We start from the raw sequence: 26,116 nt of genomic DNA on the forward strand, positions 1-26,116 counted from the left end.
CGCATCCTGTCGGTCAAAAGCTCGACAGGTTACGGTTTCAGCCACAGCAATACATAGTCGTTTTTATCAAAACGCCCGTTCAACACCGGCTGCGCGGTTTCCAGCGGCGTGCCCTTGAGAGATGGCAGATCACTGCGATCCATCATCAGCCACGCCGGACCTTTGAGCGTCTCCAGTTGCTGGATCGAGTCGCTGAACTGCGGTTGCAGATCCTGCTCGATATTGACCATGAACTTGATCGCTTTCGCGTCCTTGCCCATACCGTGCAGCACCAGCGGCGCCGGGTTTTGTTGAACCTGGGCGAACACCGCGTGACTGAATGCCTGGGTGTCGTACAAACGCCGCTCCACCGGTTCGAACACTGCCGCGTACACCGTCCACAACGCCAACACCGCAGACAACGCCAATACCTCGACACGCCAACGTGGGAGCAACAATCGCGACAACGCCAAGAGTTGCAGCAGGCCCAGCACGATCAACACCCAAGACACGTCACTCAAATGCTCGGGAAAGCGCCGTTGAGCGATCAGCAAAACCACCAGCAGCAAGCCCGGTGTGACCAGCCACAAGCCCATGATCAAGCCGCGCAAATAGCGGAACACCCGCCCATGCGCAACCTGAAACGGATACGCCGCAATGATCGCCGCCATCGGCAGCATCGGCAGCAGATACCGCGCTTTCTTCGCTTGAGGAATCGACAGGCCGACCATCACAATCAGTCCCGCCGCCGCGCAGTACTGCACCAGACGCAGCGCCGGGCCACGTTGCTGCGGCTTGCTCAGCCAGGCCGCCACCAGTACCAGCAATGCCAGCGGATAGGCCAGCGCGTAGTTGCCGAACGAACTGGTGAAGTAATACAGCGAACCGCTGACGCCTTCGCTGCCGTCCATGCGCCCCATGAACTGCATGCGGATCACGTCCTGCAAGAAGATTGGGCCACCGCTGAGTTTCGCCAGCCACAACAGCAGACCGACGCAGGCTGCGAGCAGCAGCGAAGCCAGTACGCCGAACACCAGCAGTCGCGACCACTCACGGTTGAGCAGGTAATAGCTGCACAGCATGCCGGTCGGCACCACCAGACCAATTGGCCCGCGAATGCCGAAGCCGAGCAGCAACAACGCGAAGATCAGCGGCCAGTGACGCCTGCCGGCAAAATGCTCATGGGCATAACCCAGATAGAACACCGCGAAGGCCACTGCCGCGAGCATCAAGTCCTGCGACACCGCGCGCACTTCAGTGACGAAACCGCTGGTGAGCATCAGCAACGCAATACTGATCAACGCCCAACGCCGCGAGTGCGGCGCCAGCAGTCGGTACATCAGCGTCACGATCAGCGCGCCGGCGACGGCACTTGGCGCCCACGCCGTAAACGCATTCACCGCGCCGAACGGCAGCGACAGCAGCCAGATGAACAGCGTCGAAACCGCTGAATAATCCGCATACGGTTGACCATAGGTGGTCGGAAACACCGTCGGCCCATGGCGCAGCATTTCTTGCGCGAACAACACGAACCGCGAATCGAAACCGATCGGGGCCTGCCCGTAGACCCCGGCCATGAACACTAAAAACGCCAGCAGCCCCGCGATCAGGGACTGCCGGCGAATCTCAGGCGATAAGCTGATCAAGCGACGTCGGACGCGTGTGGCCATTGTTGCAGCGGGATCGGCAACTTACGCGATTCGCCACGGCCCATCGGGAAGTATTGGAAACCATTGCGTGCCAGACGCTCGGCGTCGTACAGGTTGCGCCCGTCGAAGATCACCGGGGTGTTGAGGCGCTGTTTGATCAGATCGAAATCCGGCGCCTTGAACTGCTGCCATTCGGTGCAGATGATCAGTGCGTCGGCGCCGGGCAGTACCGATTCCGGCGTGCCCATCAACATCAGCTTCGACTCGTCCGGGTAAAGGTTCTGGGTTTCCTGCATGGCTTCCGGGTCGAAGGCGCGCACGCTGGCACCGGCGGCCCACAGTTCTTCGAGCAGGACACGGCTTGGCGCATCGCGCATGTCATCGGTGTTGGGTTTGAACGCCAGGCCCCACAGAGCGAAAGTCTTGCCGCGCAGGTCACCCTTGTAGAACGCGTTGATGCGCTCGAACAACTTGTGTTTCTGCCGCTGGTTGATCGCTTCGACCGCTTGCAGCAAATCGCTGGAGCAGTGCGCTTCTTCGGCGCTGTGGATCAACGCGCGCATGTCTTTGGGGAAGCACGAGCCGCCATAACCGCAGCCCGGATAGATGAAGTGGTAACCGATGCGCGTGTCGGCGCCGATGCCCTGGCGCACCGATTCGATGTCGGCGCCCAGGTGTTCGGCGAGTTCGGCGATCTGGTTGATGAAACTGATCTTGGTCGCCAGCATGCAGTTGGCGGCGTACTTGGTCAGCTCGGCGCTGCGCAGGTCCATGAACATGATGCGGTCATGGTTACGGTTGAATGGCGAGTACAGATCGCGCATCACGTCGCGCACTTCATCGCCTTCGCAGCCGATGACGATACGGTCCGGACGGCGGCAGTCAGCAACGGCCGAGCCTTCCTTGAGGAATTCCGGGTTGGAAACGATATCGAACTGCAGCAGGCGGCCGACCTTGACCAGCGCTTTTTCGATGTGCGCGCGCAGGGTGTCGCCAGTGCCCACGGGCACCGTGGATTTCTCGACGATGATCAACGGCTGCTCACGATGGCGGGCAATCGCATCGCCGACCGAAAGCACGTAGCGCAGATCTGCCGAACCGTCCTCACGCGACGGCGTACCCACGGCGATAAACGCGACCCGACCGTGTTGCACGGCGAGTTTTTCATCGGTGGTGAATTGCAGGCGTTTCGAATCCAGACCCTCACGAACGAGGCTGGCCAGCCCCGGTTCAAAAATGCTGACATGACCCTGGCGCAACAGGTCGACCTTCTTCTGGTCGACGTCCATGCACACGACATCATGGCCGACCTCGGCCAACACAGCCGCTTGCACCAGACCGACGTAACCGCTGCCAAATACTGTGATTTTCATGGAGCACTCCTGAATTCGGGCGCACGAGCCGGACGAGTGTTGATGGTGATGACCCCGAGCATGACCAGCGCCACGCCCAGTGATTTAGTGAAACTGAAGGATTCGTTGAACAGCGGCAGACTGGCCGCCAGCAGATACACCAGCGCATAGCTGATGCTCAGCAGTGAGTAAGCCCGGCCCAGGGGCAGATCGCGCAGGGCGGTGAGCCAGCAAAGCATCGACAGGGCGTAGGCAAAAACCGCTGCAATGACCACGGCCAGCGCCCGCCAGTCGAGGCTGTCGATGTGCAGCCATTGTTCCGGCACGGGCAGGCGGGTCATGCTCCAGCGCATGCCCAGTTGCGCAGCGCTGACGAGGAACACGCTGCCCAGCGCGAAGGTGATGCCGCGACGTTGATTCATGACTGTTGCCCCAGCAAAGCCACGCCGCCGATCACCAATGCCACGCCAAACCAATGCTGGCGGTCGATGGGTTCACGGAAGACGAAGCGCGCAATCAGGGTGATCAGCACGAAGTTGAGGCTGAGCATTGGGTAGGCGATGCCGACTTCCAGACGCTGCAACACCAGCAACCAGACCAACAGACCTGAGCCGAGAGCGAGCAGGGCCAGCCACAACCACGGCGTACGCAGCTTTTCGGACCAGCCCGACTCGACGCCGCGCCAGCTCTCCACGGCGTACTTCTGCGCCACCTGCCCGAGGCAGGTCAGCAGGCACGCGGCCAACAGCAACAACAGGCTCATGACGCCTCCTTGGGCAGGATCATGATCACCAGGTTGCCCTGTTCGTAACGGAGGCCGTCCTTGGGCAACTTGTCGATTTCGTCCAGTTCGTCCTGCCCCTTGACGCGCATCACCACGCCGACCGAACCGCTGCGGCGCGCCTCGCGCATCCACTGTTGCACGTCTTTGGTGTCAACCCGCTGTTGAATGCCATCAGGATAGGCAAGGCCATATTTCAGTTCGCCTATCGTGTTGTACAACGCCACTTGCGGCGTTTTCAGGCGCCAGGCCAGTGCCGAAGCAGCGCCCAGATCGTTGCTCAGCAAGTGGGTGGTCTGCGCCAGTTCGGTGACGTGATGCTTGATGAACTGATCCGGCATCTTGTTGGCGACCACCGATTTCGGCAGCGCCGCCGGCAACACCGCAATCAGCAACAGGCTGCCCAGCGCCGGTGCTGCCCAGCATTGCAGCGGCAGAAAGGCTTGCAACAGGTTGGCGATGATCCAGCCGATCAGTGCGATAAACACCAGCACCATGCTGTGCAGTTCGTGGTCGTAAACCGGTTTGGTCAGTTGCAGATAAACCAGCGCGATCAGCAACACGATGCCCAGCGCCAGATTGAGCAGGCCATTGATGCTCAGCGCACGTCCTTGCTCCAGGCGCAAACGGTCGGCGAGCGCATTGCCCAGCAACAACGCTACCGGCAGCAGGCACGGCAGGATGTAAGTCGGCAGTTTGCCGTTGGCCAGGCTGAAAAACCCCAGCGGCATCGCCAGCCAGAGCAGCACAAAGACCACTTTCGGCTGCGCACGGCTTTGCCAGGCTTGTTTGAACGCGGTCGGCAGCAGCCCCACCCACGGCAGACTGAACGCCACCAGCAGTGGCAGGTAGAACCACCAGGGCGCATCGTGTTGCGCATCGTCACCGGCAAAGCGGCGGATGTGCTCGTGCCAGAAGAAGAACCGCCAGTAGTCCGGCTCCTGAGCATGCACCGCGAGCACCCACGGCAGGCTGACGAGGATCGCCACGGCAATCGCCACCGGGCCGAACATCAGCAGTTCACGCCAGCGTTTTTGCCAAAGCATCCACGGCAGGGCGATCAGCACCGGCAGCAACCAGGCGAGAAAGCCTTTGGTCATGAAACCCATGCCACACGCCAGCCCCAATACAGCCCAGGCCGCCATGCGCTTGCCGTTGGTGTGGCTGTCGACGGCAAACCACAGCGCCACCAGACTCAGGTTGACCCAAAAGGTGAACTGCGGATCGAGGTTGGCGTAACCAGCCTGACCGGCGACGATAGTGAAACTCATGTAGAGCAGGGCGCAGACGAAGCTTTTACGCGGTTCGTTCCACAAACGCCGGGCGAGCAGATAGCACAACAGCACGCTCAACCCAGTGCTTAGCGCCGACGCAAAGCGCACGCCGAACAGGTTCTGCCCGAACAACTGCTGACCCAGCGCGATCATCCAGTAACCGGCAATCGGCTTCTCGAAATAACGCAGGCTCATGAAGTGCGGCGACACCCAGTTGCCACTGAGCAGCATGTCCTGGCTGATCTGTGCGTAACGGGTCTCATCAGGAATCCACAAACCGTGCGTGCCCAGCGGCAGCAGATAGGCCAGCAAGCAAATACCCAGCAACAGCAGTGGCAGCGTCCAGCGTTTAATCATGCGCCTTGCACTCCCAGCCAGCCTTCACGGCCGTCGAGGGCGCCGCGTTGCACGCGACCCACGGGCAAGGTGTTGAAAAACTCGGGCAGCAAGTCGCCCAGTGGTTTGAAGTCGATATTGCGTTGGCGCGCATCGGCCAGCAATTGACGAAAATCCTCAGCCATCAGAATCCCTTCTACTTCGGCGTGAATGGTGTAGACGTTGAGTTGTTGCGGGCGAAAGTGATCAAGGATGAAACCGTTGAAATCCCGCGCCGCTACGATCGGGCCGACGACTTCGTCGAAGGTCGGCAGGTCCACCGGAATCTGCGGGGTGCCCGGCGTGCCGTCGGCCAGCATCGGACGAAACAGACGCGACCCCCGGCAATCGCTGTTGTAGCGAAAGCCGAAGGCTTGCTTGGCCTCGATCACGCGTTCGTCCGCACGCCAACCGGCGGCGGCCGAGCACTCGACTTTCTCGCCGAGAATGTCGCTCAAGGTGTCGACGCCCTGACGGATCTGCTCGATCAATTGCGCATTGCTCCAGCGCCCGGCATTGGCCTGCCAGCCGTGGTGATCCCACGCATGCAGGCCCACTTCATGACCAGCGTCGCGGGCCTGACGCATCAGGTGCCCGAGATCGCGGCCGATCGGCTTGCCCGGCCACGCGGTGCCGGCGAGCAGAATGTCCCAGCCGTACAGGCCGGCAGCATTGGATCGGAGCATTTTCCAGAGAAACTGCGGGCGGATCAGGCGCCACAGATGCCGGCCCATGTTGTCCGGGCCGACACTGAAGAAGAACGTTGCCTTGATCTGCGCCTCGTCGAGCATTTCCAGCAGCCGCGGCACACCTTCACGGGTGCCGCGGTAGGTGTCGACGTCGATACGAAGTCCTGCCTGCATTACTTCTTGTCCGCGATTTCGAGCATGGCCTCGCGCAAGAAGAAATCGAGCGTATTGCCGATGGTCTCGCGCATTTCCACGGTCGGCGTCCAGTCGAGCAGACGCTTGGCGTTGGCAATGCTGGGTTTACGGTGCTCCACGTCCTGGTAACCGGCACCGTAGAACGCCTTGCTTTCCACGTCGCGGAAACCGGCGAACGGCGGGAAGTTGTCACGCAGCGGGTGCGCTTCGAACTGACGCAGTAGCTCTTCGCCTAACTGACGGATGCTGGCTTCGTTATCCGGGTTGCCGATGTTGATGATCTGGCCGTTGCAGGCGTCGTTGTCGTTATCGATGATCCGCGCCAGTGCCTCGACGCCGTCAGCGATGTCGGTGAAGCAGCGTTTCTGCTCGCCACCGTCGAACAGGCGAATCGGCGTGCCTTCGACCAGGTTGAGGATCAACTGGGTGATGGCCCGGGAGCTGCCGATGCGGGCCGAGTCCAGACGGTCAAGGCGCGGGCCCATCCAGTTGAACGGGCGGAACAGGGTGAAATTCAAGCCCTTGGCGCCGTAGGCCCAGATCACCCGGTCCAGCAGTTGCTTGGACACGGAGTAGATCCAGCGCTGCTTGTTGATCGGGCCGACCACCAGGTTGGAAGTGTCTTCATCGAAGTGTTTGTCCTGGCACATGCCATAGACTTCCGAGGTCGACGGGAAGATCACGCGCTTGTTGTACTTGACGCAGTAGCGCACCAGTTTCAGGTTTTCTTCGAAGTCGAGTTCGAACACACGCAGCGGGTTGCGGGTGTATTCGATCGGCGTGGCGATGGCCACCAGCGGCAGGACCACGTCGCATTTCTTGATGTGGTATTCGATCCACTCGGAGTGAATGCTGATGTCGCCTTCGACGTAGTGGAAGTGCGGATGGCTGCGCAGACGGTCGATGGCGTCGGAACCGATGTCCAGACCATAGACTTCATAGCGGTCATCGCGCAGCAGGCGCTCGGACAAGTGATTGCCGATAAAACCGTTGACGCCAAGGATCAGCACGCGAGTGCGACGTGGCGCACGGCCGGATTCGGCACCGCGCAACAGCGAGCCGTCGACCAGGCCGAGTTCGTTGGCCAGTTGTGGGCCACTGAGGAACAGGCCGTTGTCGTTGCGCTGGCCGGAGAGGATCACCAGCGAGTCTTCGCCACAGGCAATGCGCAGTGGATCGACGCTGATCACCCGGCCCGGCGCCTGACCGTCGTTGCCTTTGACGACTTCGGCGCTCCAGACGATGAGTTTGTGCTCGCCGACCGCGCAAAACGCGCCCGGATACGGTTGGGTCACCGCCCGCACCAGGTTGAACAACTGCTCGGCCGGTTTGGCCCAGAGCAGTTTGCCGTCCGCTGCGGTGCGACGCCCGAATACAGTGGCTTTCGATTCGTCCTGCGCGGTTTCGCTGATTTTGCCTTGCAGCATGGCCGGCAAGGTGTCGCGCAGCAGATCCGTCGCGGCGATACGCAGCTTGCCGTGCAGGCTCAAAGCGGTGTCGCTGCGTTCGATGGCGACACGCTGCTGGGCAATGATGGCGCCGGCATCGGCACGTTTGACCATGCGGTGCAAAGTGACGCCGGTTTCGCTTTCGCCGTTGACCAGTACCCAGTTGGCTGGGGCGCGGCCACGGTAGCTTGGCAGCAGCGAACCGTGCAGGTTGAACGCACCTTTTTTGGCCACGGCCAGTAACGACTCGCTCAGCAGGTTGCGGTAGTAGAAAGAGAACATGTACTCAGGGGCGAGCTTGGCAATCCGCTCGATCCACAACGGGTGGTTGACGTCTTCCGGCGCGTGCACCGGGATGCCTTTGGTGGCGCACAGTTGCGCAACCGATCCGTAGAACGCGTTCTCTTTCGGGTCATCGGCGTGAGTGAACACCGCCGCGATGTCGTAGCCGCTGTCGAGCAGGGCTTGAATGCCGGCGCAACCAATATCGTGATAGGCGAAGACAACAGTTTTTGCACTCATGAGAGAACCTGACCGGTAGTAGAAGTAGTAGTGGAGAGACCATCAACGGTGACTGCAGGCGCCGGCTCGGCGGCGTGGCTGCGCAAGACTTTTTCAATGAAGAAACGCGGGCGGGCGCGCACGTCGCTGTACATGCGTCCCAGGTATTCGCCGAGCAGGCCCATGCCGATGAACTGGCCACCGGTGAACACGAAGAGCACGGCGAACAGCACGAACATGCCGTCACCGGCCCAGTCGGAACCGAAGGCCAGACGCATGACGATCAACGCAAAAGCAAACAGCAATCCAAGCCCGGCCATGGTGAAACCGACGATGCTCAGCAGGCGCAACGGCGTGGTGGTCATGCAGGTGACCAGATCGAACATCAGGTTGATCAGGCGCATCGGGCTGTACTTCGAATCGCCGTGCTCACGCTCGGCGTGAGCCACGACGATTTCGGTGGTGTGGCGGGCGAAGCTGTTGGCCAGAATCGGGATGAAGGTGCTGCGTTCACGGCAGGCGAGCATTGCGTCGATGATCGTACGGCGGTAAGCGCGGAGCATGCAGCCGTAGTCGCTCATGGCGACGCCGGTGGAGCGTTGCACGGCGAGGTTGATCAGCTTCGACGGATAGCGGCGCAGGGCCGAATCCTGGCGGTTGCCGCGCACGGTGCCGACCACGTCGTAACCCTTTTCCGCTTCGGCGACCAGCCGGGGGATTTCTTCCGGCGGGTTCTGCAGGTCGGCGTCGAGGGTGATCACCACATCGCCTTTGCATTGTTCGAAACCGGCCATGATTGCTGCGTGCTGGCCGTAGTTACGGTTGAGGATGACCGCCACGAACGGGCTGTCTTCACGGGTCGCGGCTTCTTCCAGAAGGTTGGCGGACTCGTCACGGCTGCCGTCGTCGACGAGGACGATTTCATAGTCATGACGCAGCATGCGGCAGGCCGCTTCGGTACGTCGCAACAGTTCCGGCAGGCTGTCCTGCTCGTTGTAGACCGGGATGACGATCGACACACAGCGGATCGGATAAGGTTTCACGGGCGTTTGTCCATAAGAGTGGCGATGGCACCGACCACGCGATCATGGTCTTGATCGCTCATGTCGGGGAACAACGGAATCGAGCACAGCCGCGCCGAGTTCCATTCGGTGTTGGGCAGATACAGATCGGGGTCACGCTGGCGATACCAGGTGTGCAGGTGGGTGGCGATGAAATGGATACCGGTACCGATGCCCTGGTCCTGCAAGCCTTTCATGAAGGCTTCGCGGTCCATGCCGCAGCGCTCGCTGTCGATGCGCAGGATGAACAGGTGCCAGGCGTGGGTTTGTGCGTAGGCGGGCAACGCCAGTGGTTGCACCGGCAGGCCTTCGAGTTTTTGCCGGTAGGCGGCGGCGAGTTCAGTGCGGCGCGCGTTGATCGCGTCCAGGCGCTCCAGTTGCACCAGCGCAATCGCGGCGTTGATGTCGGCGAGGTTGTATTTGAAACCCGGCTCCATCACTTGCGCCTGCGGCTTGCGGCCACCGGTCAGGCGATCGTAGGCGTCGACACCCAGACCGTGGAACTTGAGCATGCGCACACGGCTAGCCAGGGCTTCGTTGTCGGTGACGAACATCGCGCCTTCGGCACAGGTCATGTTCTTGATCGCGTGGAAGGAGAAAATCGCCGTGCCTTGCGAGCCGACGTGGCGGCCCTTGTAACGGGTGCCGGCAGCGTGGGCGGCGTCTTCGATGACCGCGATGCCGTGCTTGTCGGCCAGCGCATACAGCGGATCAAGATCAAATGCGGCGCCGGCGTAATGCACCGGAATGATTGCTTTGGTGCGTGGGGTGATGGCGGCTTCGATGCGCGCGGCATCGGTCATCAAGGTGTCGCGATCAACGTCGACGAACACCGGGGTGGCGCCGAGCAGGGAAATCATGTTGGCGGTCGAGACCCAGGTCTGCGACGGGGTGATGACTTCGTCACCCGGGCCAATGCCCAGGGCCAGCAAGGTAATGTGCATGCCTCCGGTGGCGGACGAAAGTGCCACCGCGTGACGACAGCCAACGTATTGCGCGAATTGTTCTTCGAGTGCCTGATTTTTTGGTCCGGTGGTGATCCAGCCGGAACGCAATACTTGCTCAACGGCTGCAATTTCTTCATCGCCGATACTCGGGCGAGAGAAGGGGAGAAACGCCTGACTCATGAACACCTCATCACAAACAATCAGAAGAAAACCAATTCACCGGATAGGATCCAATCTCAGCGTAGACGCAAAAAATACCTTTGCATCAATAAGTTGCTGAGACGACTTACCGTCGGGGTTCGGTTGACTTTTGTGGCTTCGCGCGGCAGTTTGGACGGCGCCGGCACGGGATCTGTTGGAATTAAGGTTATGCCCGTTTTTGTGAAAGGAACATGAAAAACCGGTCGGCGAATCGTTTATCTGAACCCTATACAGCCACTGTTCAGACTTCTGCCGCTTATCGTCATTTTTAGTAGAAAAGTCCTACAGAAGTGTTCCCCTTACACTGGGAATGTTGCAGTTATTAGTTGGTGTGTTGAATTGTTTTTACTCAAGGCCTTTACGTTTGACTGACTTGTCCGTTGTACCGCTGCAAACCCGCCAAACCAATCCGATGACCCTGTATCTGGCGCGCCTGGCTCCCTCCAGCCAGCTGACCATGCGCTACGTTTTGCAGGATGCGGCCGACCGCCTCGGCTTTGAAGACATGAATGTCGAGGATATTCCCTGGCATGCGTTACAACCTGAAGATGTTGTTGCGCTGGTCGCCGCTTTGCGCGAAGACAACTATGCGCCAAACACTTCTTCGCTTTATGTGAATGCCGTGCGCGGCGTGATGAATGAAGCCTGGCGCATGAGCCTGATCAGTCAGGATCATTTGTTGAAAATGCGTTCGGTCAAAGCCATTGCCGGCACGCGCTTGTCCCAGGGGCGCAACTTGAAGCGCACCTTGATCCACGAATTGATGGAAGTCTGCGCCGCCGATCCACGCCCTCAGGGCCTGCGCGACGCCGCGGTGATTGCGTTGTTGTACGGCACCGGCATGCGCAAATCGGAGTCGGTGGACCTGGACTTGAATCAGGTCGACTTCACTGAGCGCAGCCTGACCGTCACCGGCAAAGGCAATAAACAGCTGATCAAGTACGCGCCGGCCTGGGCATTCGCCAAACTTGATGCCTGGCTGGAACTGCGCCGCTCGCAGCTCAAGGAAGGCGAGCGCGACGATGCCTTTCTGTTCAACCGCATCCGGCGCGGCAGTCATATCACCCGCGAGCGCATCACCAAACACGCGATTTACTACATCGCCCGTCAGCGCGGCACGCAGGTCGGGGTGAAGATCATGCCGCACGATTTCCGTCGCTCGTTTATCACGCGGGTCATCGAGGAACATGATCTGTCGATCGCGCAGAAACTCGCGCACCACAGCAACATCCAGACCACCGCCAACTACGATGTGCGTGATGACAACGAGCGGCGGCGTGCGGTGGATCGCTTCGATCTGTAATCAGGACGCGGCGAACAGATGCGCCGCACCGAGCACCGATAACTGCACGTCGCTGCCAGCAGGCGGCGCGTGCATGCCGGAGCTGCGCACCAGCAGCGACCGCCCGGGATCCTGAGTGATCGGCGAGCGCAGTTCGACGGTGAGGGTGCAGGTGTTGCCGGCAAAATCGCGCTCAGTGACCACGGCGGGGCAGCCTTGTGTGCCGACTACGGCGCCGGACAACTGCAACTGCTCGGGCCTGAGCATGATCTGCGCGTCGCCAATGAAACCGTTGCTGTTCACCGGCACTTGACCGAGATCGCAGTGGGCCAGACCGGATTCGATCCGTGCCGGCATCACTACGGCTTCGCCGAGAAAATGTGCGGTCTGCTCGTCGCGGGGAAAGCGGTAAAGGTCCATCGGATGCCCGGACTGCACCAGCCGCCCACCGCGCATCACTGCCAACTGATCGGCAAAGGACAGCGCTTCGCCCTGATCGTGGGTCACCAGAATCGTGGTGACGCCAGTGTCCTCAAGCAAGCGCGCGACCATTTTGCGCATGGCGCTGCGCAGGCCGGTGTCGAGGGCGGAGAAGGGCTCATCGAGCAGCATCAGCCGTGGCTGCTGCGCGAGGGCCCGAGCGAGGGACACCCGTTGCTGCTGGCCGCCGGACAGTTCATGGGGCCAACGCTCGGCCATGTTGGCGTCCAGCGCGACGCTGTCCATCAGCTCCTTGATCCGCTCGTGTCTGGCCGCGCCGGTCAGTGCCAGGCCGAACCCGATATTGGCGGCGACGGTCATGTGCGGAAACAACGCGCCGTCCTGCGGAACATAGCCGATCTGCCGTTGGTAGGCGGGCACCGCATGGGTGCTGTCGACCAGCACCTGACCGTTGAGGGTCAGGCTGCCGGCGTCGGGGAATTCAAACCCGGCAATTATCCGCAACAGCGTGGTTTTGCCGGAGCCGGACGGGCCGACAATCACCGTGCGGCTGCCGGTCGGCACTGACAGGCAGATGTCATCCAGCGCTTTCTGCGCGCCAAAGGACTTGTTCAGGGAGATCAGTTCGAGTGCGTTCATCGGCCAGCGGTGCGCCTGGATTGGTGATAGAGGAGGGCCGTCAGCGGCAGCGAAAGCAGCACCATCAACAGTGCGTAAGGCGCGGCGGCGGCGTAATCGATTTCGCTGGTCATCGCCCAGAAGCCAGTGGCCAGCGTACGGGTGCCGTTGGGCGCGAGCAGCAAGGTCGCGGTCAGTTCATTGGTGATCGCCAGAAACACCAGCGCGGCTCCGGCGGCAGCGCCCGGCGCCGCGAGGCGCAAGGTGATCAGCCACAAGGCGCGCAGGGGCGATCGGCCGAGGCTTTGCGCAATGTTCTCCAGTTCTACTGGCGCCTGGGCAAAACCGGCACGCAGGCTGACCAATGCGCGGGGCAGGAACATCAGCAGATAAGCGAGCAACACGGTGATGGTGGTCTGGTAGATCGGCCGGGCGAAATGGATGGTCACGGTGACCAGTGCCAGCGCCACGACAATCCCCGGCAGCGAACTGGTGATGTAGTTGCAGCCTTCGAGCAGGCGCTGCAACTTGCCCGGCGCGCGGATTGACAGCCAGGCAATCGGAATCGCCGCCAGACTGGTCAACAGCGCACCGGCGACGCCAAACGACAGGGTTTGCAGCAGCGCGGGCAACAGTTCGTCGCCGCCCCACACGTCCCAGCCACCGGCGATCAACCAGCGACTCAATGTCAGCAGCGGCACGCCGAGGGCGAGCAGGCAGGTCAGCACTTGCAGACCGAGCCCGAGGATCACGCTGCCACGACCGAGCCGAACCGTGCGTTGTTCGCGGGCACTGCCGGAACCCACGCGCGCATAGCGCGCCTTGCCCCGGGCGGCGGATTCAACGGTGAGCATCGCCAGGCAGCATAACGCCAGAACGCCCGCCAGCATGTTCGCTGCCGGGCCGTTGAAGGTCGATTTGAACTGATCGAAAATCGCCGTGGTGAACGTGTCGAAACGAATCATCGCGTACAGGCCATATTCGGCCAGCAAATGCAGCCCGACCAGCAACGCACCGCCACAAATCGCCAGGCGCAACTGCGGCAACACCACCCGGAAAAACACCGCCCTGGGCTTGAGACCGAGGGATTCGGCGACGTCTTCGATCGCCGGATCAAGTCGGCGCAAGGTCGCGGCAATCGGCAAGTAGAGAAACGGAAAATAGGCGATCACCGACACCAGCACGCCGGCCGATAAACCGTGAATCGATGGAATCAGGCTGACCCACGCATAGCTATGCACGAACGCCGGTATCGCCAGTGGCGCCACGGCCAGCAATGACCATAGGCGTCGACCGGGCAGATCGGTGCGTTCGGTCAGCCATGCCAGTGCGGTGCCGAGCAGAATGCACAGCGGCAAGGTGATCAACACCAGCAACACGGTGTTGATCAGCAGTTCCGCCACCCGTGGACGAAACACCAAGGCTTCGATGGTTGCCCAACCGGTGGCCCACGACACGCCGAGGACAAACGCGATCGGCAGTAGCGACAGTAATGAAACACCGATCGCCAGCGCAACCACCCACGAACCCCCGCGACCGGTGAGGGCGCGGGGTTTAAGTCTAAGGTTCGCGGAGGCCGTCGCTGCGACCTGCGCAGGAAGGGTTTCGGGGAGCACTTACAGGATTCCCGCCTGGGTCATCAGCTCGACGGCTTTCTTGCTATCGAGTTTCGACGCATCGACTGTAGGCGCGTCGAGATCCTTCAACGGCGTCAGTTTCGGGTTGGACGGCGCGTCTTTGCCGACCGCGTACTCAAACGAGGTGCCGCTGTGGAGAATCTCCTGACCTTCTTTGCCAGTGATGTATTTGACGAATTTTTGCGCCTCTTCCTGGTGTTTGCTGGAGGCCAGTACGCCCGCGCCGGAAGTGCTGACAAACGCGCCCGGATCCTGGTGCTTGAAGTAGTAGAGCTTGGTGTTCTGGCTGTTTTCGCCGGTCTTGGACTGATCGACGAAGCTGTAATAGTGGTAGATCACGCCGCTGTCGATCTGCCCGGCGTTCACCGCTTTGAGCACGGCGCTGTTGCCGCGGTACACGCTGGCGTTGGCTTTCATGCCTTTGAGCCAGTCGAGGGTAGCCGCTTCGCCTTTCTGCTCCAGTACCGCCGCGACGATGGCCTGGAAATCGGCGCCGGCGGGTGAGGCGGCCCAGCGGCCTTTCCACTCCGGTTTAGCCAGGTCGAGCAGGGATTTCGGCAGGTCTTTTTCCGCGATTTTCGCCGGGTTGTAGACGAACACCGTCGAACGCGCGGCGATACCGATCCATTGGCCATGAGCCGGGCGGTACGCCGCGTCCACTTGTTGCTGTGTGGCGGGTGCAATCGGGGCGAGCAGTTTGGCGTTGTCGACCAACACCATCGCCGGTGAGTTTTCGGTGAGGAACACGTCTGCCGGCGAGGCCGCGCCTTCCTGCACGATCTGGTTGCCCATTTCGGTGTCATCGCCATTGCGAATCGTCACCGGAATCCCGGTCTCTTCAGTAAAACCGGCCACCCAGGCTTTGGTCAGGCTTTCATGCTGGGCGTTGTAGACCAGCAGGCCGACGCTGTCAGCGGCAAACGCCTGACCGGCACTGAGCAGGGCGCTGACCAGCAATGCGCGTTTCAGAAAGGACGGGACCTTTGGATTCATAACGGTAACGCTCCTGATTTTTTAGACGTTATGGGCAGGCATTCGCGGGCGGACTTCAATGCGAATGATTTGCAGATATTCAGCCGCAGGCAATGTAGAGAGGCAAATGAGAAAAAAACGTCAAACAAACCGTTAATACATGTCATTGCCATTCAGATTAGCAGCGACTCGGTGACGCACGGGTGCCGTGCGTCATTCCGCGTCAGTTATTCAGGAGGGATTGGGGATGTAGGCGACGCTCTGGTCGGCGCGGCCATGGAACACTTGTTCGCCGCGGGTTGGCGTGGTGCTGATGACCCGGTGATCGGCGCTCAGGTAGTCGAGTGGCAGCGGATCACCACTGCGGTACTGGGCAACAAAGATGGTGCGTTGCGCGTCCCAGTGCTGACCGCTGACGCGTTCCAGCCAGGCTAATAACGCCGCGCTGTTGCCGGTACGCGGAAAGTCCGCAGTTTCCGGCACGTAGTAGAAGGGCGCACCGCCGGTTTGCAGGTACATCGGGACTTTGTTGTCGACCTCGATCATGACCATACGCCACTGACTCAACGGTGCCTGCTGGCTGGCCTGTTCGCGTACCGTTTCACCGAAACGGATCACGCCGCCTCCGCTGTTGGTCCACGGATACAACACGCCGAGCACGCCGACCATGATCGCCGTGGCGATCGCAAAGCCGACGTGCAAGCCACGCCCTTGAAGGTTGCGCGCGGCCATCCGCCGGGTAATCCACCACGCACCGAGCAGTTGCGTGAACGGCACCAGAGGCAACACGTAATAGCTGCGTCGGCTGCCGCTGGCGGTGAAAAACAGCAGCAACAGGCCGAGCCCCTGAATCAGCCAGCGGGTGTCCGGCTCAATGTTTCGCCAGTTTCGCAGTGCCACCCACAGGGCGATGATCCAGCACGGCGCCCACGGCAGGGTGTAGACCGGCAGGTACAACAAATAGGTGTAGATCGGGCCGATGTTGTCGAACGGCTGGAAAAACCGCACGACGTTTTCCCGCAACACCAGTTCCAGACCGCTTTGCCGATAGTCAGGGGATCCGTAGACATGCGAGAGCAGGAACGGCAATCCATAGAACGCCCCGGCGATCAGCAGCGCGGCGCACAGGCGCAGGTTGAGATGGCGTTTCCAGCGTCCGTCTTGCAGCAGATGCGGCAACAGCAGCAGCCCCGGCAGGATGAAACCGATCAGGCCCTTGAACAGTGATGTCAGCGCCAACAGGCAAAAAAACACCCCATAACGCCAGAGCCGGGTGTCATCCGGCCCACGCCAATACCACCACACCGCCGCGAGAACACCGCAGACGGTGAGGATGTCGGCCGTCGCGACCCGCGCCCAGAAGACGAAATAGAATGTGGTCGCCAACATCCATCCGGCAATCAGTCCGGTGCCTTTGCGAAACAATTGCTCGCCCAGCAGGTATACCAGCCATACGCTGAACCACGCCGAAATGACCGACGACAAGCGCAATGACCACGGCCCCAGGCCTCCGGTCAGCCAGGACGTCGCGGTGATCAGCCAGTACGACAGCAATGGTTTGTCGTAGTACGGATCGCCCTTGAGATACGGGTCGAAGTAATCACCGCTTTGCAGCATCTGCAACGCGATATTGGCCCAGCGGGTTTCCGCGCCCCAGAGTTCGCGGCTGCCCAGCCCAAGCAGCAACATCAGCGCAGTCGCTGCGAGAAGAATCCATAACGCCCTGCGTTCTTTGGCCGTTGCGGTCATGGCTGGCGCTTGGCGAAAATGTAGATCTGCAGATTGCCGCGCTGGTAATGCTTGCCGTCAGCCGGCAACAGCTCGATTTCCTGCGCTTCCTGGGTGCTGTTGACGCGCATCACCACCGCCACCGAGCCTTTTTTGCGCGCTTCGGTCATCCATTGGCCGACATCATCCAGACCGACCTTGCGGGCAGCCATGGCCGGATCGTCGAGGCCGTATTTCAGTTCACCGACGGTATTGAACAGATCCACTTGCGGCCGCTTCAGGCGCCAGGCCAAGGCCGACGCGGCGCCAAGGTCATTACTCAACAGCGAGGACGCTTCGCTCAAGGCCTGTTGATGCTCGGCAATAAACTGGTCGGGCATCTTGCTGTCGACGATTTGCGCCGGCATCGCGGCAGGCAGCAAGGCGATCAGCAGACCGATGCCGAGCGCCGGCATGGCCCACATCGTCAGCGGCCGCATGACTTGCAGGGCATTGGCGATGATCCAGCCGATCAGCACGATATACACCAGCGACAGGCTGAACATCTCGGTGTTTTCGTAGAGTTCCTTGCTCGCTTGCAGGTAGATCAGCGCAATCAGGGCAACGCTGCCCATTACGGTATTGATCACGCCGTTCAGGCGCAGAACCTGCGTGTTGCGCTGCTCCAGCCAGTTGACCACGGTGCAGCCCATCAGCAGGGCCAGAGGAAACAGGCACGGCATGATGTAGGTCGGCAGCTTGCCGCTGCTCAGACTGAAAAAGATCAGCGGCAGCACAAACCACAGCGCCAGAAACGCGGTTTTGGCCTCGCGTTTTTCACGCCAGGTACGAATCAGCGTCGACGGCAATAACAGCGCCCATGGCAACGTCGAAGCAAACAGCAACGGCAGATAGAACCACCACGGCCGTGCATGCTGGGCATCATCGCCAGCGGCGAAACGGCGAATGTGTTCATGCCAGAAGAAAAACCGCCAGAAGTCCGGCTCGCGCACGTGTACCGCCAGTGCCCACGGCACGCTGACCAATGCGGCCGCCAGCACCGCTACCGGGCCGTAGCGCAGCAGTTCGCTGAAACGGCGTTGCCAGATCATGTAGGGCAGGGCGATCAGCACCGGCAGCAGCAGGGCGAGAAAGCCTTTGGTCATCAGGCCCATGCCGCAAGCGGCGCCGAGCAATGCCCAACTGCCGAGACGGGCCTTGGGGGTGGTGCTGTCGATGGCAAACCACACCGCTACCAGACTGAGGTTGACCCACAAGGTGAACTGCGGATCAAGGTTGGCGTAGCCTGCCTGACCGGCGATCAGGCCAAAACTCATGTACAGCAAGGCGCATGCCGCGCTGATCCGCGGGTTGTTCCAGAGCCTGCGTGCCAACAGATAGGCGAGCCAGACGCTGACGCCCGTACTCACCGCCGAAGCGATGCGCACACCGAACAGGTTGTCGCCGAAAATCGCCTGGCCGATGGCGATCATCCAGTACCCGGCAATCGGTTTCTCGAAATAGCGAATGCCCATGAAATGCGGCGCGACCCAGTTGCCGCTCAGCAGCATTTCCTGGCTGATCTGGCCGTAACGGGTTTCGTCGGGAATCCACAAACCGTGGCTCATCAGCGGCAACAGATAAAACAGCACAAACGCCAGGATCAACCCAGGGATCGCCCAGCGTTCGATCAGCGAGGGAGGTTGCATCAAATGACGGGCAGCGTGGCGCAACGGAGGGGTATCGGACGTCATGACTGGGCCTTGGGGCGAATAAATAGTACTTGGCTTAAAACACTAGAAGCCGTGGCGGTTTTTTCATTGTTTATATGTAACGTCTAATGTCTGCCAGAACGGTGAATTGATAATGCCCAGCACTGTAAGTTGTTTCCGGTCATTAATTCGTACAAGTAAGGTACTGCCATACTCGGCGGCAATCGCGTGAGGAAAACCGGTCTGTTTTTCAAAGTCACTGATACAGCCGCTGTGCGTGACCAGTACAAGATTCTGCTGCGCCACTTTGCGCGCGACGATGTCATCGCGAAGTGTCGGGCCACAGGTGGCCAGCCAGTCTTCGGCGCTGGCGTCGTGGCCGAACATGTAATGCGCGGTTTGCGCCGTGCGGGTCAACGGGCTGCTCAACACCACGGCCTGCTGCATGCCCAGTCTGACGAAGCCTTGACCGACCGCTTGCGCCGCGCGGCTGCCTACTTCGGTGATGCCATCCGCCGGGCCCAGGCAGGTATTGCTCGAACGATCGCAACGTTCGGTGTGTCGCACCAGCGCAACGACTTCACCGGCCCGCCAGGCTTTTATCCATTGAGCGGTGGTGCTGTGCCCGGCATGATCGAGGTCGGTCGGTGAGCGTGGCCACCAGACAAAACCACTGACCAGAATCGCCAGGGCGATGACACACACGAGTGCAATCCATAGCCGAAAGCGCGGCGTACGCCGGTACCGAAATAAATGTTTCAACTGAAATAATTGCGCCACAATGTTGCCTCTTTAAACGCCAGATAGTTCATTCAGTGCAACGCAAGGCTTGGGCAGCGAGCAACTTTACGACTGTTTACTTGAATGCTGGCTGAACACTACGTTCAAGGTCGTCGGGGCGCGGTGAAGAACATGTGAAAAAATTGCCAGAAGTTGCTGCGGGCAAACTAAAGCGCCTGTTTGATAAACAAACTCAATTGTTGTTTTTGTTTGTCGAGGGGCCTTAACAAGTCTCCATCGTTGCGGTGAAGCTCAGGCTGTCGCGCAACGGCATAGCGCCGGGCTAGCGGGATAAACACTCAGGAGTCGTTCGAGCGCATGGATCTCAAGCAAAGCCTGACAAAACGGATCGTGATCGTGTTCGCCCTGATGAGTGCTCTTGTGGCCGGTGTGTTTGCGTTGGGGATCGTCGCCACCGTGCACGTGGTCGAGCGCAAGTTGACCACCACCACGCTAAGCGGAGGTCTACGCCGTTTATTGGCAATGGATGACATCAGTCACTGGAGCCACGTCCCGGAAAAGGGCGAATTGTTTTTTTTCGAGGGCGGCCAGGGGCCGTTGGCACTGACCCGGCAACTGGCGGCGCTGCCCTTGGGCTTTCAGGAAATCACTTTTCACGGTGACGCTTTCTACGCCATGGTCGAAGCCGTCGGCGGGCGCAAATACGTCCTGCTGCGCGATCAGGAAAGCCTCGAACAGCGTGAGCATCTGCTGTTTATTGTGGTGATTGTCGGGTTCATCCTCAGCGTGATTCTGGCGATTATTCTGGGCCGCTTGTTGGCGCGACGAGTCATGGCGCCGGTGATTCGTCTGGCCCGACAGGTGCGCCACCGCGATCAGCTCATCGAGGTGGCGCCGCCGTTGCATCCCGATTACGCCGCTGATGAGGTCGGCGAGCTGGCGCTGTCGTTCGATCAGACGTTGGGACGTCTGCGCGCCACCTTGAGCCGGGAAAAACTGTTCACCAGCGATGTCAGCCATGAACTGCGCACGCCGTTGATGGTGCTGAGCACGTCCTGTGAGTTGCTGCTGGCGAATCCGTCGCTTGATGCCCGCTCGACGGCGCAAGTCAGCCGGATTGCCCGGGCCAGCCACGAGATGCGCCAATTGGTCGAAACCTTTCTGATGCTCGCGCGCAAACCCGAAGAAGTCCGCGTGCAGTCCACCTGCACACTGAAGGAAATTGCCGATGCGCAGACAGAGGTGTGGGGCCGCTTGATCCGCGAAAAAGGCCTGGAGTTTGTCTACGATCCGCAGCACGCCGGCGCCGGACGCTTCAACCTGACCTTTCTGCAATCAGTGATGGGCAACCTGCTGCGCAACGCCTGGCATTACACCGACCACGGTTTTGTGCGACTGACCTTGCAGGAAAACAGCTTCGTGGTCGAAGACAGCGGCATCGGTATCCCGGAAGAACAGCGCCACGCAATGTTCCAGCCCTTCGTGCGCGGTGACGAACAGCGCGGCGAAGGGCTCGGCTTGGGGCTTTCGCTGGTGCAGCGGATCTGCAGCCAGCAACAATGGCAGGTGAAACTCACCACCCGTGAGCCGAATGGCTGTCGCTTTACTGTGACGCTGATTCAGGACGCGGGCGGGCAGCCGCGCGGATTGCCGGCAGCCTGACTGATTGCCGCAGCCAGGCGTTTGACGTTGTTCTGCTGGGCCGTCACCAGCTCATCGATGCTCGGGCCCGAAGGTGTTTGCAAGGTCGAGCGGCAGGTCAGCAGGCCACTCTCGGTCGCCCCTGATGGACGCAGTCGCCATTTGGCGTCGATCAAGGCGTACTGCCCCGGAATCGAATCGAAGCGCTGCACTTCGATGCGTACCGAGGTAGCGCCCTGGCCGCCGGTATTGCTCAATTGATCGCTCAGCGCTCCGCGCAGCTCATCGGCAAGTGTCGCGCCCCACCAATCGGTTTCCAGAATCGCCAGGCCGCTGTTGCCTTGGCGAATGACGATTTGCGCACGGTCGACCTGTGGCGGAACGCTGAGGGCTTCGATCGGAATCTGCGCGCCGGCGCCCTTGTTACTCAGTTGTACCGGGGTCAGCGTGTGAAAGCTGATCGGGTCGCTGCGGCAGGCGCCCAACAGCAACACGGCAGCGAGCACGGTGATCTTCAGCGGTAAAGCCATAGCGGTAGCTCCTGTGCTCAATTGCGTGGTGGCCCTTTCAGATCCAGCGGCGCGGCGTTATCGGGACGACCGCGAATCAGCGATTCCGGATGCCGGCCCAGGTAATCCGACAGTTCACGCAGCGAGCGCGACATCCGCCCGAGTTCGTCGAGGGTTTCCGTGAGTTTCTCGCGTTGTGGCGAATCTTCGGCCAGGGTCGAACTGGCGGACTGCAAGGTCTTGCTGACGTCGGCGAGGGTGCTTTGCACACCCGGCAGGGTCTTGGCGTTGAACTGGCTCAGGCCTTTGCGCAGCTCGACCAGATTGCTGTCGAGGTTACCGGCAATCCGTTCAACCGGCAGTTTGTTGAGCTTGTCGACCATCGCTTCGAGTTTTTCCTGCAACTGTTCGAGGCTGCCCGGAACGGTCGGTAGAACGACCGGGCGAGCGCTTGGATCGAACGCGACTTTCTCCGCTTTCGGAAAGAAGTCCAGTGCCACGTACAACTGGCCGGTCAGCAGGTTGCCACTGCGGGCCTGGGCACGCAGGCCATTATCGACGAAAGTGCCCAGCAGGCGGATGCCGGCGGCTTCGTCGTTGGGGTCGTGCTTGAATTCGGTGAGCATCTTTTTGTAGGCCTGACCGAGGCGCTGCGGGTAAATGACGATGCCGACATTAAGCGGGAAAGTGCGTTTTTTCGCATCGAAATCCAGGTTGATGCCCACGACCCGGCCGATTTCCATACCGAGGAACTCGACCGGCGCATCGACCTTGAGTCCGCGCAGCGACTGGTCGAATCGCAGCACCATGTATTGCGCCTTGCCGTTCGGCGGGGCAAGGGCACTCTGCTGGTCGGCGAACAGTTCGAAATCCTTGTCATCAGCGGCGGCCACATCGTTGGGACTGTAATCCGGAGCACGGAACGCAATACCGCCCACCAGCATCGTCGACAGCGATTCGGTCTTCACGGCAAAGCCGTTGGCACCGACATTGATGTCGATGCCGCTGGCATTCCAGAAGCGGGTATTTTCAGTGACGAACGCGTCGTTCGGCGCGTGAATGAACACCTCTATATCCACCCCTTTGCCTTCGGGACTGAGGGCATAGGTGACGACCTGGCCGACTGGAATCTTGCGGTAATAAACCGGAGAACCGATGTCCAGCGAACCGAGATCCGGCGCATGCAGCATGAAGCGCTTGCCCGGTTCGCCGTAGGTGATCGGCGGCGGATTTTCCAGACCCTTGAAGTTCTTTGCGCGGCTATCGGACTGGCCGACGTCGGCGCCGATGTAGTCACCGGAAAGCAGGGTGTCGATACCCGAAACGCCCCCGGCGCCAATGCGCGGGCGAACCACCCAGAACTGTGAGTCTTCGCGCGTGAAGGTTTGCGCCTGTTTGGACAGTTTGATGGTGGCGTCGACACTTTTCTGGTCGTTACTCAACTCGACGTCCGTCACCTGACCGATGACCACGTTGCGGTATTTGACCTCGGTCTTGTTGGCTGTCAGGCCGCTGCCGGTCTTGAAGTTGACGATGATCGTCGGCCCTTCCTGCATCACGTTGTGCACCACCAGCGAGATGCCCACGAGCACCGCCACAATCGGCACGATCCAGACGAGTGAAATGCTGAAACGGCGGGTTTTGACTGGGGCTTGGCCTGGTGTTGGCGGCTCGTCGGTGGCTGACGACTTCATCCATGTCCTCCTCGATTGATTGGGCACTGAGCGTCAGGAACGCCAAAGCACCTCATCAATATAGAAGTGCTTGGCGATAGAGCAAATGTGTATAGCTCGCATCGTTGGCAGTTTCCATGTATGAGCTGTCGAGTGAAACGAGGCTGCGATCTTTTGATCTTGCTTTTTCAGGATCAAAAGATCGCAGCCTTCGGCAGCTCCTACAGAGGCATGGTGTCGGCGCGGATTACGGTTAACCGAGCATTTCCCGCAGGCGATACCAGAACATCCCCAGTGCCAGCAGTGGAGAACGCAAGGCAGGACCGCCAGGGAAGGTCATGTGCGGCACGCCGCTGAACACGTCCATGCCTTGGCTGTGACCGGCATGAATCGCCTCGCCGAGCAGTTTTGCGCACCAATGCGTGACGTTCAGGCCATGGCCGGAATAGCCCTGCGCGTAGAACACGTTCGGGTGCTGCTTGAGCCGGCCGACCTGCGGAAAGCGGTTGGCGGTGATGCCGATCTTGCCGCCCCACTGGTAATCGATGCGCACGTCGGCCAGTTGCGGGAAAACCTTGAGCATCTTCGGGCGCATGTAAGCGGCGATGTCCGCCGGATCACGCCCGGAATAGTGGCAGGCACCGCCGAACAGCAGGCGCCGGTCCGCCGAGAGCCGGTAGTAATCGAGGCCGACTTTCTGGTCGCACACCGCCAGATTCTGTGGGATCAGCTGCGCGGCGCGTTCCTCGGACAACGGTTCAGTGGCGATGATGTAACTGCCGGCGGGCAGGACTTTGCCACTGAGTTGTTGTTCGAGGTCGTCCAGATGCGCGTTGCAGCCGAGTACCAGACTGCCAGCGCGCACCGTGCCGGTAGCGCAACGCACTTGTACGGTCGGGCCGTGGATGATTTCCAGCACCTCGCTCTGCTCGAAAATCTTCACGCCGAGTGAAGCTGCCAACCGCGCTTCGCCTTGCACCAGGTCCAGCGGGTGCAGATGACCGGATCCCATGTCGACCAGACCACCGGCATAGATGTCGGAGTTGACCACCTGCTGGCGCACCTGCTCGGGGCCGATCAGGCGGGTTTCATGGGCATAGCCGAGTTCGGCGAGGTCGACCAATTCATCTTTGAAGGCGTCGAACTGCGCCGGGGTGTTGGCCAGATCGCAGAAGCCCCAGCGCAGATCACATTCGATGCCGTTATCGCCGATGCGCTGACGCACCAGTTCCACCGAATCGATGCCGGCGCGCTGCAAATAACGCACGCCTTCCTGGCCGACATATTTGGCGAAGCCTGCAACTTCATGACCGATCCCGCGAATCAACTGACCACCGTTGCGCCCGCTGGCGCCCCAGCCGATGCGCCGTGCTTCGATCAACACCACCGACAATCCGCGCTGAGCCAGCTCGATGGCGGTGTTGACCCCGGTGAACCCGCCGCCGATCACGCAGACATCGGCTGTCAGGTCAGCGTCCAATACCGGATAAGGTGTGGTCGCCCGCGCCGAAGCGGCGTAGTAGGAGCGAGCGTGTTCTTGGGTGTACTGATTCATTTGTTCGACTTCACTTTGCTCCAGGAGCGGGTCATCAGACGCATGATCGCCTGGGGCGGGGTGGTAGAAATGTAGAGTTTATCGAGCACGGCTTGAGGTGGGTAAACCTCTGGGTTGTTGACCAGCTCCGGATCCATGAACTGCTTGGCGGCCGGGTTCGGGTTGGCGTAACCCACCGAAGCGCTGACCTTGGCGATCACTTGCGGATCGAGCAGGTAATTGATGAAGGCGTGGGCTTCTTTGGTGTTGCTCGCATCGGCGGGGATGGCTAACAGATCAAACCAGAGGTTGGCACCTTCCTTCGGAATGGCGTAAGCGATGTTCACGCCGTTCTTGGCTTCCTTGGCACGGTTGGCGGCCTGGAACACGTCGCCGGAGTAACCGAAGGCCACGCAGATGTCACCGTTAGCCAGATCCGACACGTATTTCGAGGAATGGAAATAGGTGATGTACGGACGGATGCTGAGCAGTTTCGCTTCAGCTTTTTTATAGTCTTCCGGGTTTTCGCTGCGCGGGTCCATGCCCATGTAATTGAGCATCGCCGGGAAAACTTCGTCGGCGGAGTCCATCATCGACACGCCGCACTGGGTGAGTTTCTTCAGGTTTTCAGGCTCGAACAGCACGGCCCAGGAATCAATGTGGTCGATGCCCAGCACTTGCTTGACCTTGTCGACGTTGTAGCCGATGCCATTGGTGCCCCACAGGTACGGCACCGAGTGCGCGTTGCCCGGGTCGTTTTTCTCCAACAGCTCGAGCAGTTTCGGGTCGAGGTTTTTCCAGTTCGGCAGTTGCGAACGGTCGAGTTTGAGGAACGCGCCAGCTTTCACCTGACGCGCGAGGAAGTGGTTGGACGGCACTACTACGTCATAGCCGGTGCGACCGGCAAGGAGCTTGCCTTCCAGGGTTTCGTTGGAGTCGAAAACGTCGTAGATCACCTTGATCCCGGATTTACTCTGGAAGTCGGCGAGGGTGGTTTCGCCGATGTAGTCGGTCCAGTTGTAGACGCTGACCTGGGGTTGGGCGTGCGCTACGGCGCTGAACAGCACGCTCAGGGCGACCGGGAGTACGGATTTCAACAGACGCATTTCGACACCTCTTGGAATTGTTGGATTTTTCAGGTGGGTACTCTTCCTTGTGGGAGCGAGCTTGCTCCGGGCGGCGTTCCGACGAAGGCGG

Annotated in this window: 21 protein-coding genes; 2 read left to right on the top strand and 19 right to left on the bottom strand. The window is 60.4% G+C overall.

Features of this window, described 5'->3' with window-relative positions; genetic code table 11:
• Window positions 1–29: 29 nt before the first annotated feature.
• The 9 genes from H8F23_RS16325 to arnB are packed head-to-tail and all read right to left on the bottom strand — an operon-like array spanning window position 30 to window position 10,431.
• Complete coding sequence (locus tag H8F23_RS16325; RefSeq protein ID WP_194935034.1) at window positions 30–1,649, bottom strand: ArnT family glycosyltransferase; 1,620 nt, start codon at window positions 1,647–1,649, stop codon at window positions 30–32.
• Window positions 1,622–3,001: a UDP-glucose dehydrogenase family protein gene (locus H8F23_RS16330; RefSeq protein ID WP_194935035.1), complete on the bottom strand. Its 1,380-nt coding sequence runs from the start codon at window positions 2,999–3,001 to the stop codon at window positions 1,622–1,624. Before H8F23_RS16330 ends, H8F23_RS16325 begins: the two co-directional genes overlap by 28 nt.
• Window positions 2,998–3,402 carry a 4-amino-4-deoxy-L-arabinose-phosphoundecaprenol flippase subunit ArnF gene (arnF, locus tag H8F23_RS16335; RefSeq protein ID WP_194935036.1) on the bottom strand — a complete coding sequence of 135 codons (405 nt, stop codon included), beginning with the start codon at window positions 3,400–3,402 and terminating at the stop codon, window positions 2,998–3,000. Before arnF ends, H8F23_RS16330 begins: the two co-directional genes overlap by 4 nt.
• Entirely contained in the window at window positions 3,399–3,743 is a 345-nt protein-coding gene (gene arnE / locus H8F23_RS16340) for a 4-amino-4-deoxy-L-arabinose-phosphoundecaprenol flippase subunit ArnE (protein ID WP_194935037.1), read from the bottom strand. The genes arnF and arnE overlap by 4 nt, the downstream gene beginning before the upstream one ends.
• On the bottom strand, window positions 3,740–5,392 hold the full coding sequence (arnT, locus tag H8F23_RS16345; RefSeq protein ID WP_194935038.1) for a lipid IV(A) 4-amino-4-deoxy-L-arabinosyltransferase: 1,653 nt from the start codon (window positions 5,390–5,392) through the stop codon (window positions 3,740–3,742). Before arnT (H8F23_RS16345) ends, arnE begins: the two co-directional genes overlap by 4 nt.
• Window positions 5,389–6,273 carry a 4-deoxy-4-formamido-L-arabinose-phosphoundecaprenol deformylase gene (gene arnD / locus H8F23_RS16350; protein WP_194935039.1) on the bottom strand — a complete coding sequence of 295 codons (885 nt, stop codon included), beginning with the start codon at window positions 6,271–6,273 and terminating at the stop codon, window positions 5,389–5,391. Before arnD ends, arnT (H8F23_RS16345) begins: the two co-directional genes overlap by 4 nt.
• Window positions 6,273–8,264 carry a bifunctional UDP-4-amino-4-deoxy-L-arabinose formyltransferase/UDP-glucuronic acid oxidase ArnA gene (arnA, locus tag H8F23_RS16355; protein ID WP_194935040.1) on the bottom strand — a complete coding sequence of 664 codons (1,992 nt, stop codon included), beginning with the start codon at window positions 8,262–8,264 and terminating at the stop codon, window positions 6,273–6,275. Before arnA ends, arnD begins: the two co-directional genes overlap by 1 nt.
• Complete coding sequence (arnC, locus tag H8F23_RS16360; protein WP_194935041.1) at window positions 8,261–9,286, bottom strand: undecaprenyl-phosphate 4-deoxy-4-formamido-L-arabinose transferase; 1,026 nt, start codon at window positions 9,284–9,286, stop codon at window positions 8,261–8,263. Before arnC ends, arnA begins: the two co-directional genes overlap by 4 nt.
• Window positions 9,283–10,431, bottom strand: coding sequence for a UDP-4-amino-4-deoxy-L-arabinose aminotransferase (gene arnB / locus H8F23_RS16365; protein ID WP_194935042.1), 1,149 nt, complete (start codon window positions 10,429–10,431; stop codon window positions 9,283–9,285). The genes arnC and arnB overlap by 4 nt, the downstream gene beginning before the upstream one ends.
• A gap of 433 nt (window positions 10,432–10,864) precedes the next feature.
• Between arnB and H8F23_RS16370 the strand changes: the two genes are divergently transcribed.
• The gene (locus tag H8F23_RS16370) at window positions 10,865–11,755 is read left to right on the top strand and encodes a site-specific integrase (protein ID WP_049802099.1); all 891 of its coding nucleotides are present in this window, start codon (window positions 10,865–10,867) and stop codon (window positions 11,753–11,755) included.
• Here H8F23_RS16370 and H8F23_RS16375 read toward each other — a convergent pair whose 3' ends face one another.
• From H8F23_RS16375 to pmrG, 6 genes are all read right to left on the bottom strand, one after another.
• Entirely contained in the window at window positions 11,756–12,814 is a 1,059-nt protein-coding gene (locus H8F23_RS16375; RefSeq protein ID WP_194935043.1) for an ABC transporter ATP-binding protein, read from the bottom strand. It abuts the gene before it with no gap.
• Complete coding sequence (locus H8F23_RS16380) at window positions 12,811–14,409, bottom strand: ABC transporter permease (RefSeq protein ID WP_194935044.1); 1,599 nt, start codon at window positions 14,407–14,409, stop codon at window positions 12,811–12,813. The genes H8F23_RS16375 and H8F23_RS16380 overlap by 4 nt, the downstream gene beginning before the upstream one ends.
• Entirely contained in the window at window positions 14,410–15,423 is a 1,014-nt protein-coding gene (locus H8F23_RS16385) for an iron ABC transporter substrate-binding protein (protein WP_194935045.1), read from the bottom strand.
• 210 nt (window positions 15,424–15,633) lie between these two features.
• Window positions 15,634–17,151: an ArnT family glycosyltransferase gene (locus tag H8F23_RS16390; RefSeq protein WP_194935046.1), complete on the bottom strand. Its 1,518-nt coding sequence runs from the start codon at window positions 17,149–17,151 to the stop codon at window positions 15,634–15,636.
• On the bottom strand, window positions 17,148–18,863 hold the full coding sequence (arnT, locus tag H8F23_RS16395) for a lipid IV(A) 4-amino-4-deoxy-L-arabinosyltransferase (RefSeq protein WP_194935047.1): 1,716 nt from the start codon (window positions 18,861–18,863) through the stop codon (window positions 17,148–17,150). The genes H8F23_RS16390 and arnT (H8F23_RS16395) overlap by 4 nt, the downstream gene beginning before the upstream one ends.
• Before the next feature lie 63 nt (window positions 18,864–18,926).
• A complete protein-coding gene (gene pmrG / locus H8F23_RS16400) occupies window positions 18,927–19,526 on the bottom strand; it encodes a lipopolysaccharide core heptose(II)-phosphate phosphatase PmrG (protein WP_194935048.1) in 600 nt (199 codons plus the stop codon).
• Between the two features lie 393 nt (window positions 19,527–19,919).
• Here pmrG and H8F23_RS16405 point away from each other — a divergent pair, with 393 nt between their 5' ends.
• The gene (locus H8F23_RS16405) at window positions 19,920–21,224 is read left to right on the top strand and encodes a sensor histidine kinase (RefSeq protein ID WP_194935049.1); all 1,305 of its coding nucleotides are present in this window, start codon (window positions 19,920–19,922) and stop codon (window positions 21,222–21,224) included.
• On the opposite strand, the gene H8F23_RS16410 is transcribed toward H8F23_RS16405, so the two are convergent.
• The 4 genes from H8F23_RS16410 to H8F23_RS16425 form a co-directional block, all read right to left on the bottom strand.
• Window positions 21,182–21,733 (bottom strand): PqiC family protein, encoded by a 552-nt coding sequence (locus tag H8F23_RS16410; RefSeq protein ID WP_194935050.1) that lies wholly within the window; start codon window positions 21,731–21,733, stop codon window positions 21,182–21,184. The two genes, H8F23_RS16405 and H8F23_RS16410, sit on opposite strands and share 43 nt — an antisense overlap.
• A 17-nt stretch (window positions 21,734–21,750) precedes the next feature.
• Entirely contained in the window at window positions 21,751–23,406 is a 1,656-nt protein-coding gene (locus H8F23_RS16415) for a PqiB family protein (RefSeq protein ID WP_194935051.1), read from the bottom strand.
• A 232-nt stretch (window positions 23,407–23,638) separates the two neighbouring features.
• The gene (locus tag H8F23_RS16420; RefSeq protein WP_194935052.1) at window positions 23,639–24,940 is read right to left on the bottom strand and encodes an NAD(P)/FAD-dependent oxidoreductase; all 1,302 of its coding nucleotides are present in this window, start codon (window positions 24,938–24,940) and stop codon (window positions 23,639–23,641) included.
• Window positions 24,937–26,025, bottom strand: coding sequence for a polyamine ABC transporter substrate-binding protein (locus H8F23_RS16425; protein WP_194935053.1), 1,089 nt, complete (start codon window positions 26,023–26,025; stop codon window positions 24,937–24,939). Before H8F23_RS16425 ends, H8F23_RS16420 begins: the two co-directional genes overlap by 4 nt.
• Window positions 26,026–26,116: the final 91 nt, after the last annotated feature.

Source organism: Pseudomonas neuropathica (assembly GCF_015461835.1).
Lineage (GTDB): Bacteria > Pseudomonadota > Gammaproteobacteria > Pseudomonadales > Pseudomonadaceae > Aquipseudomonas > Aquipseudomonas neuropathica.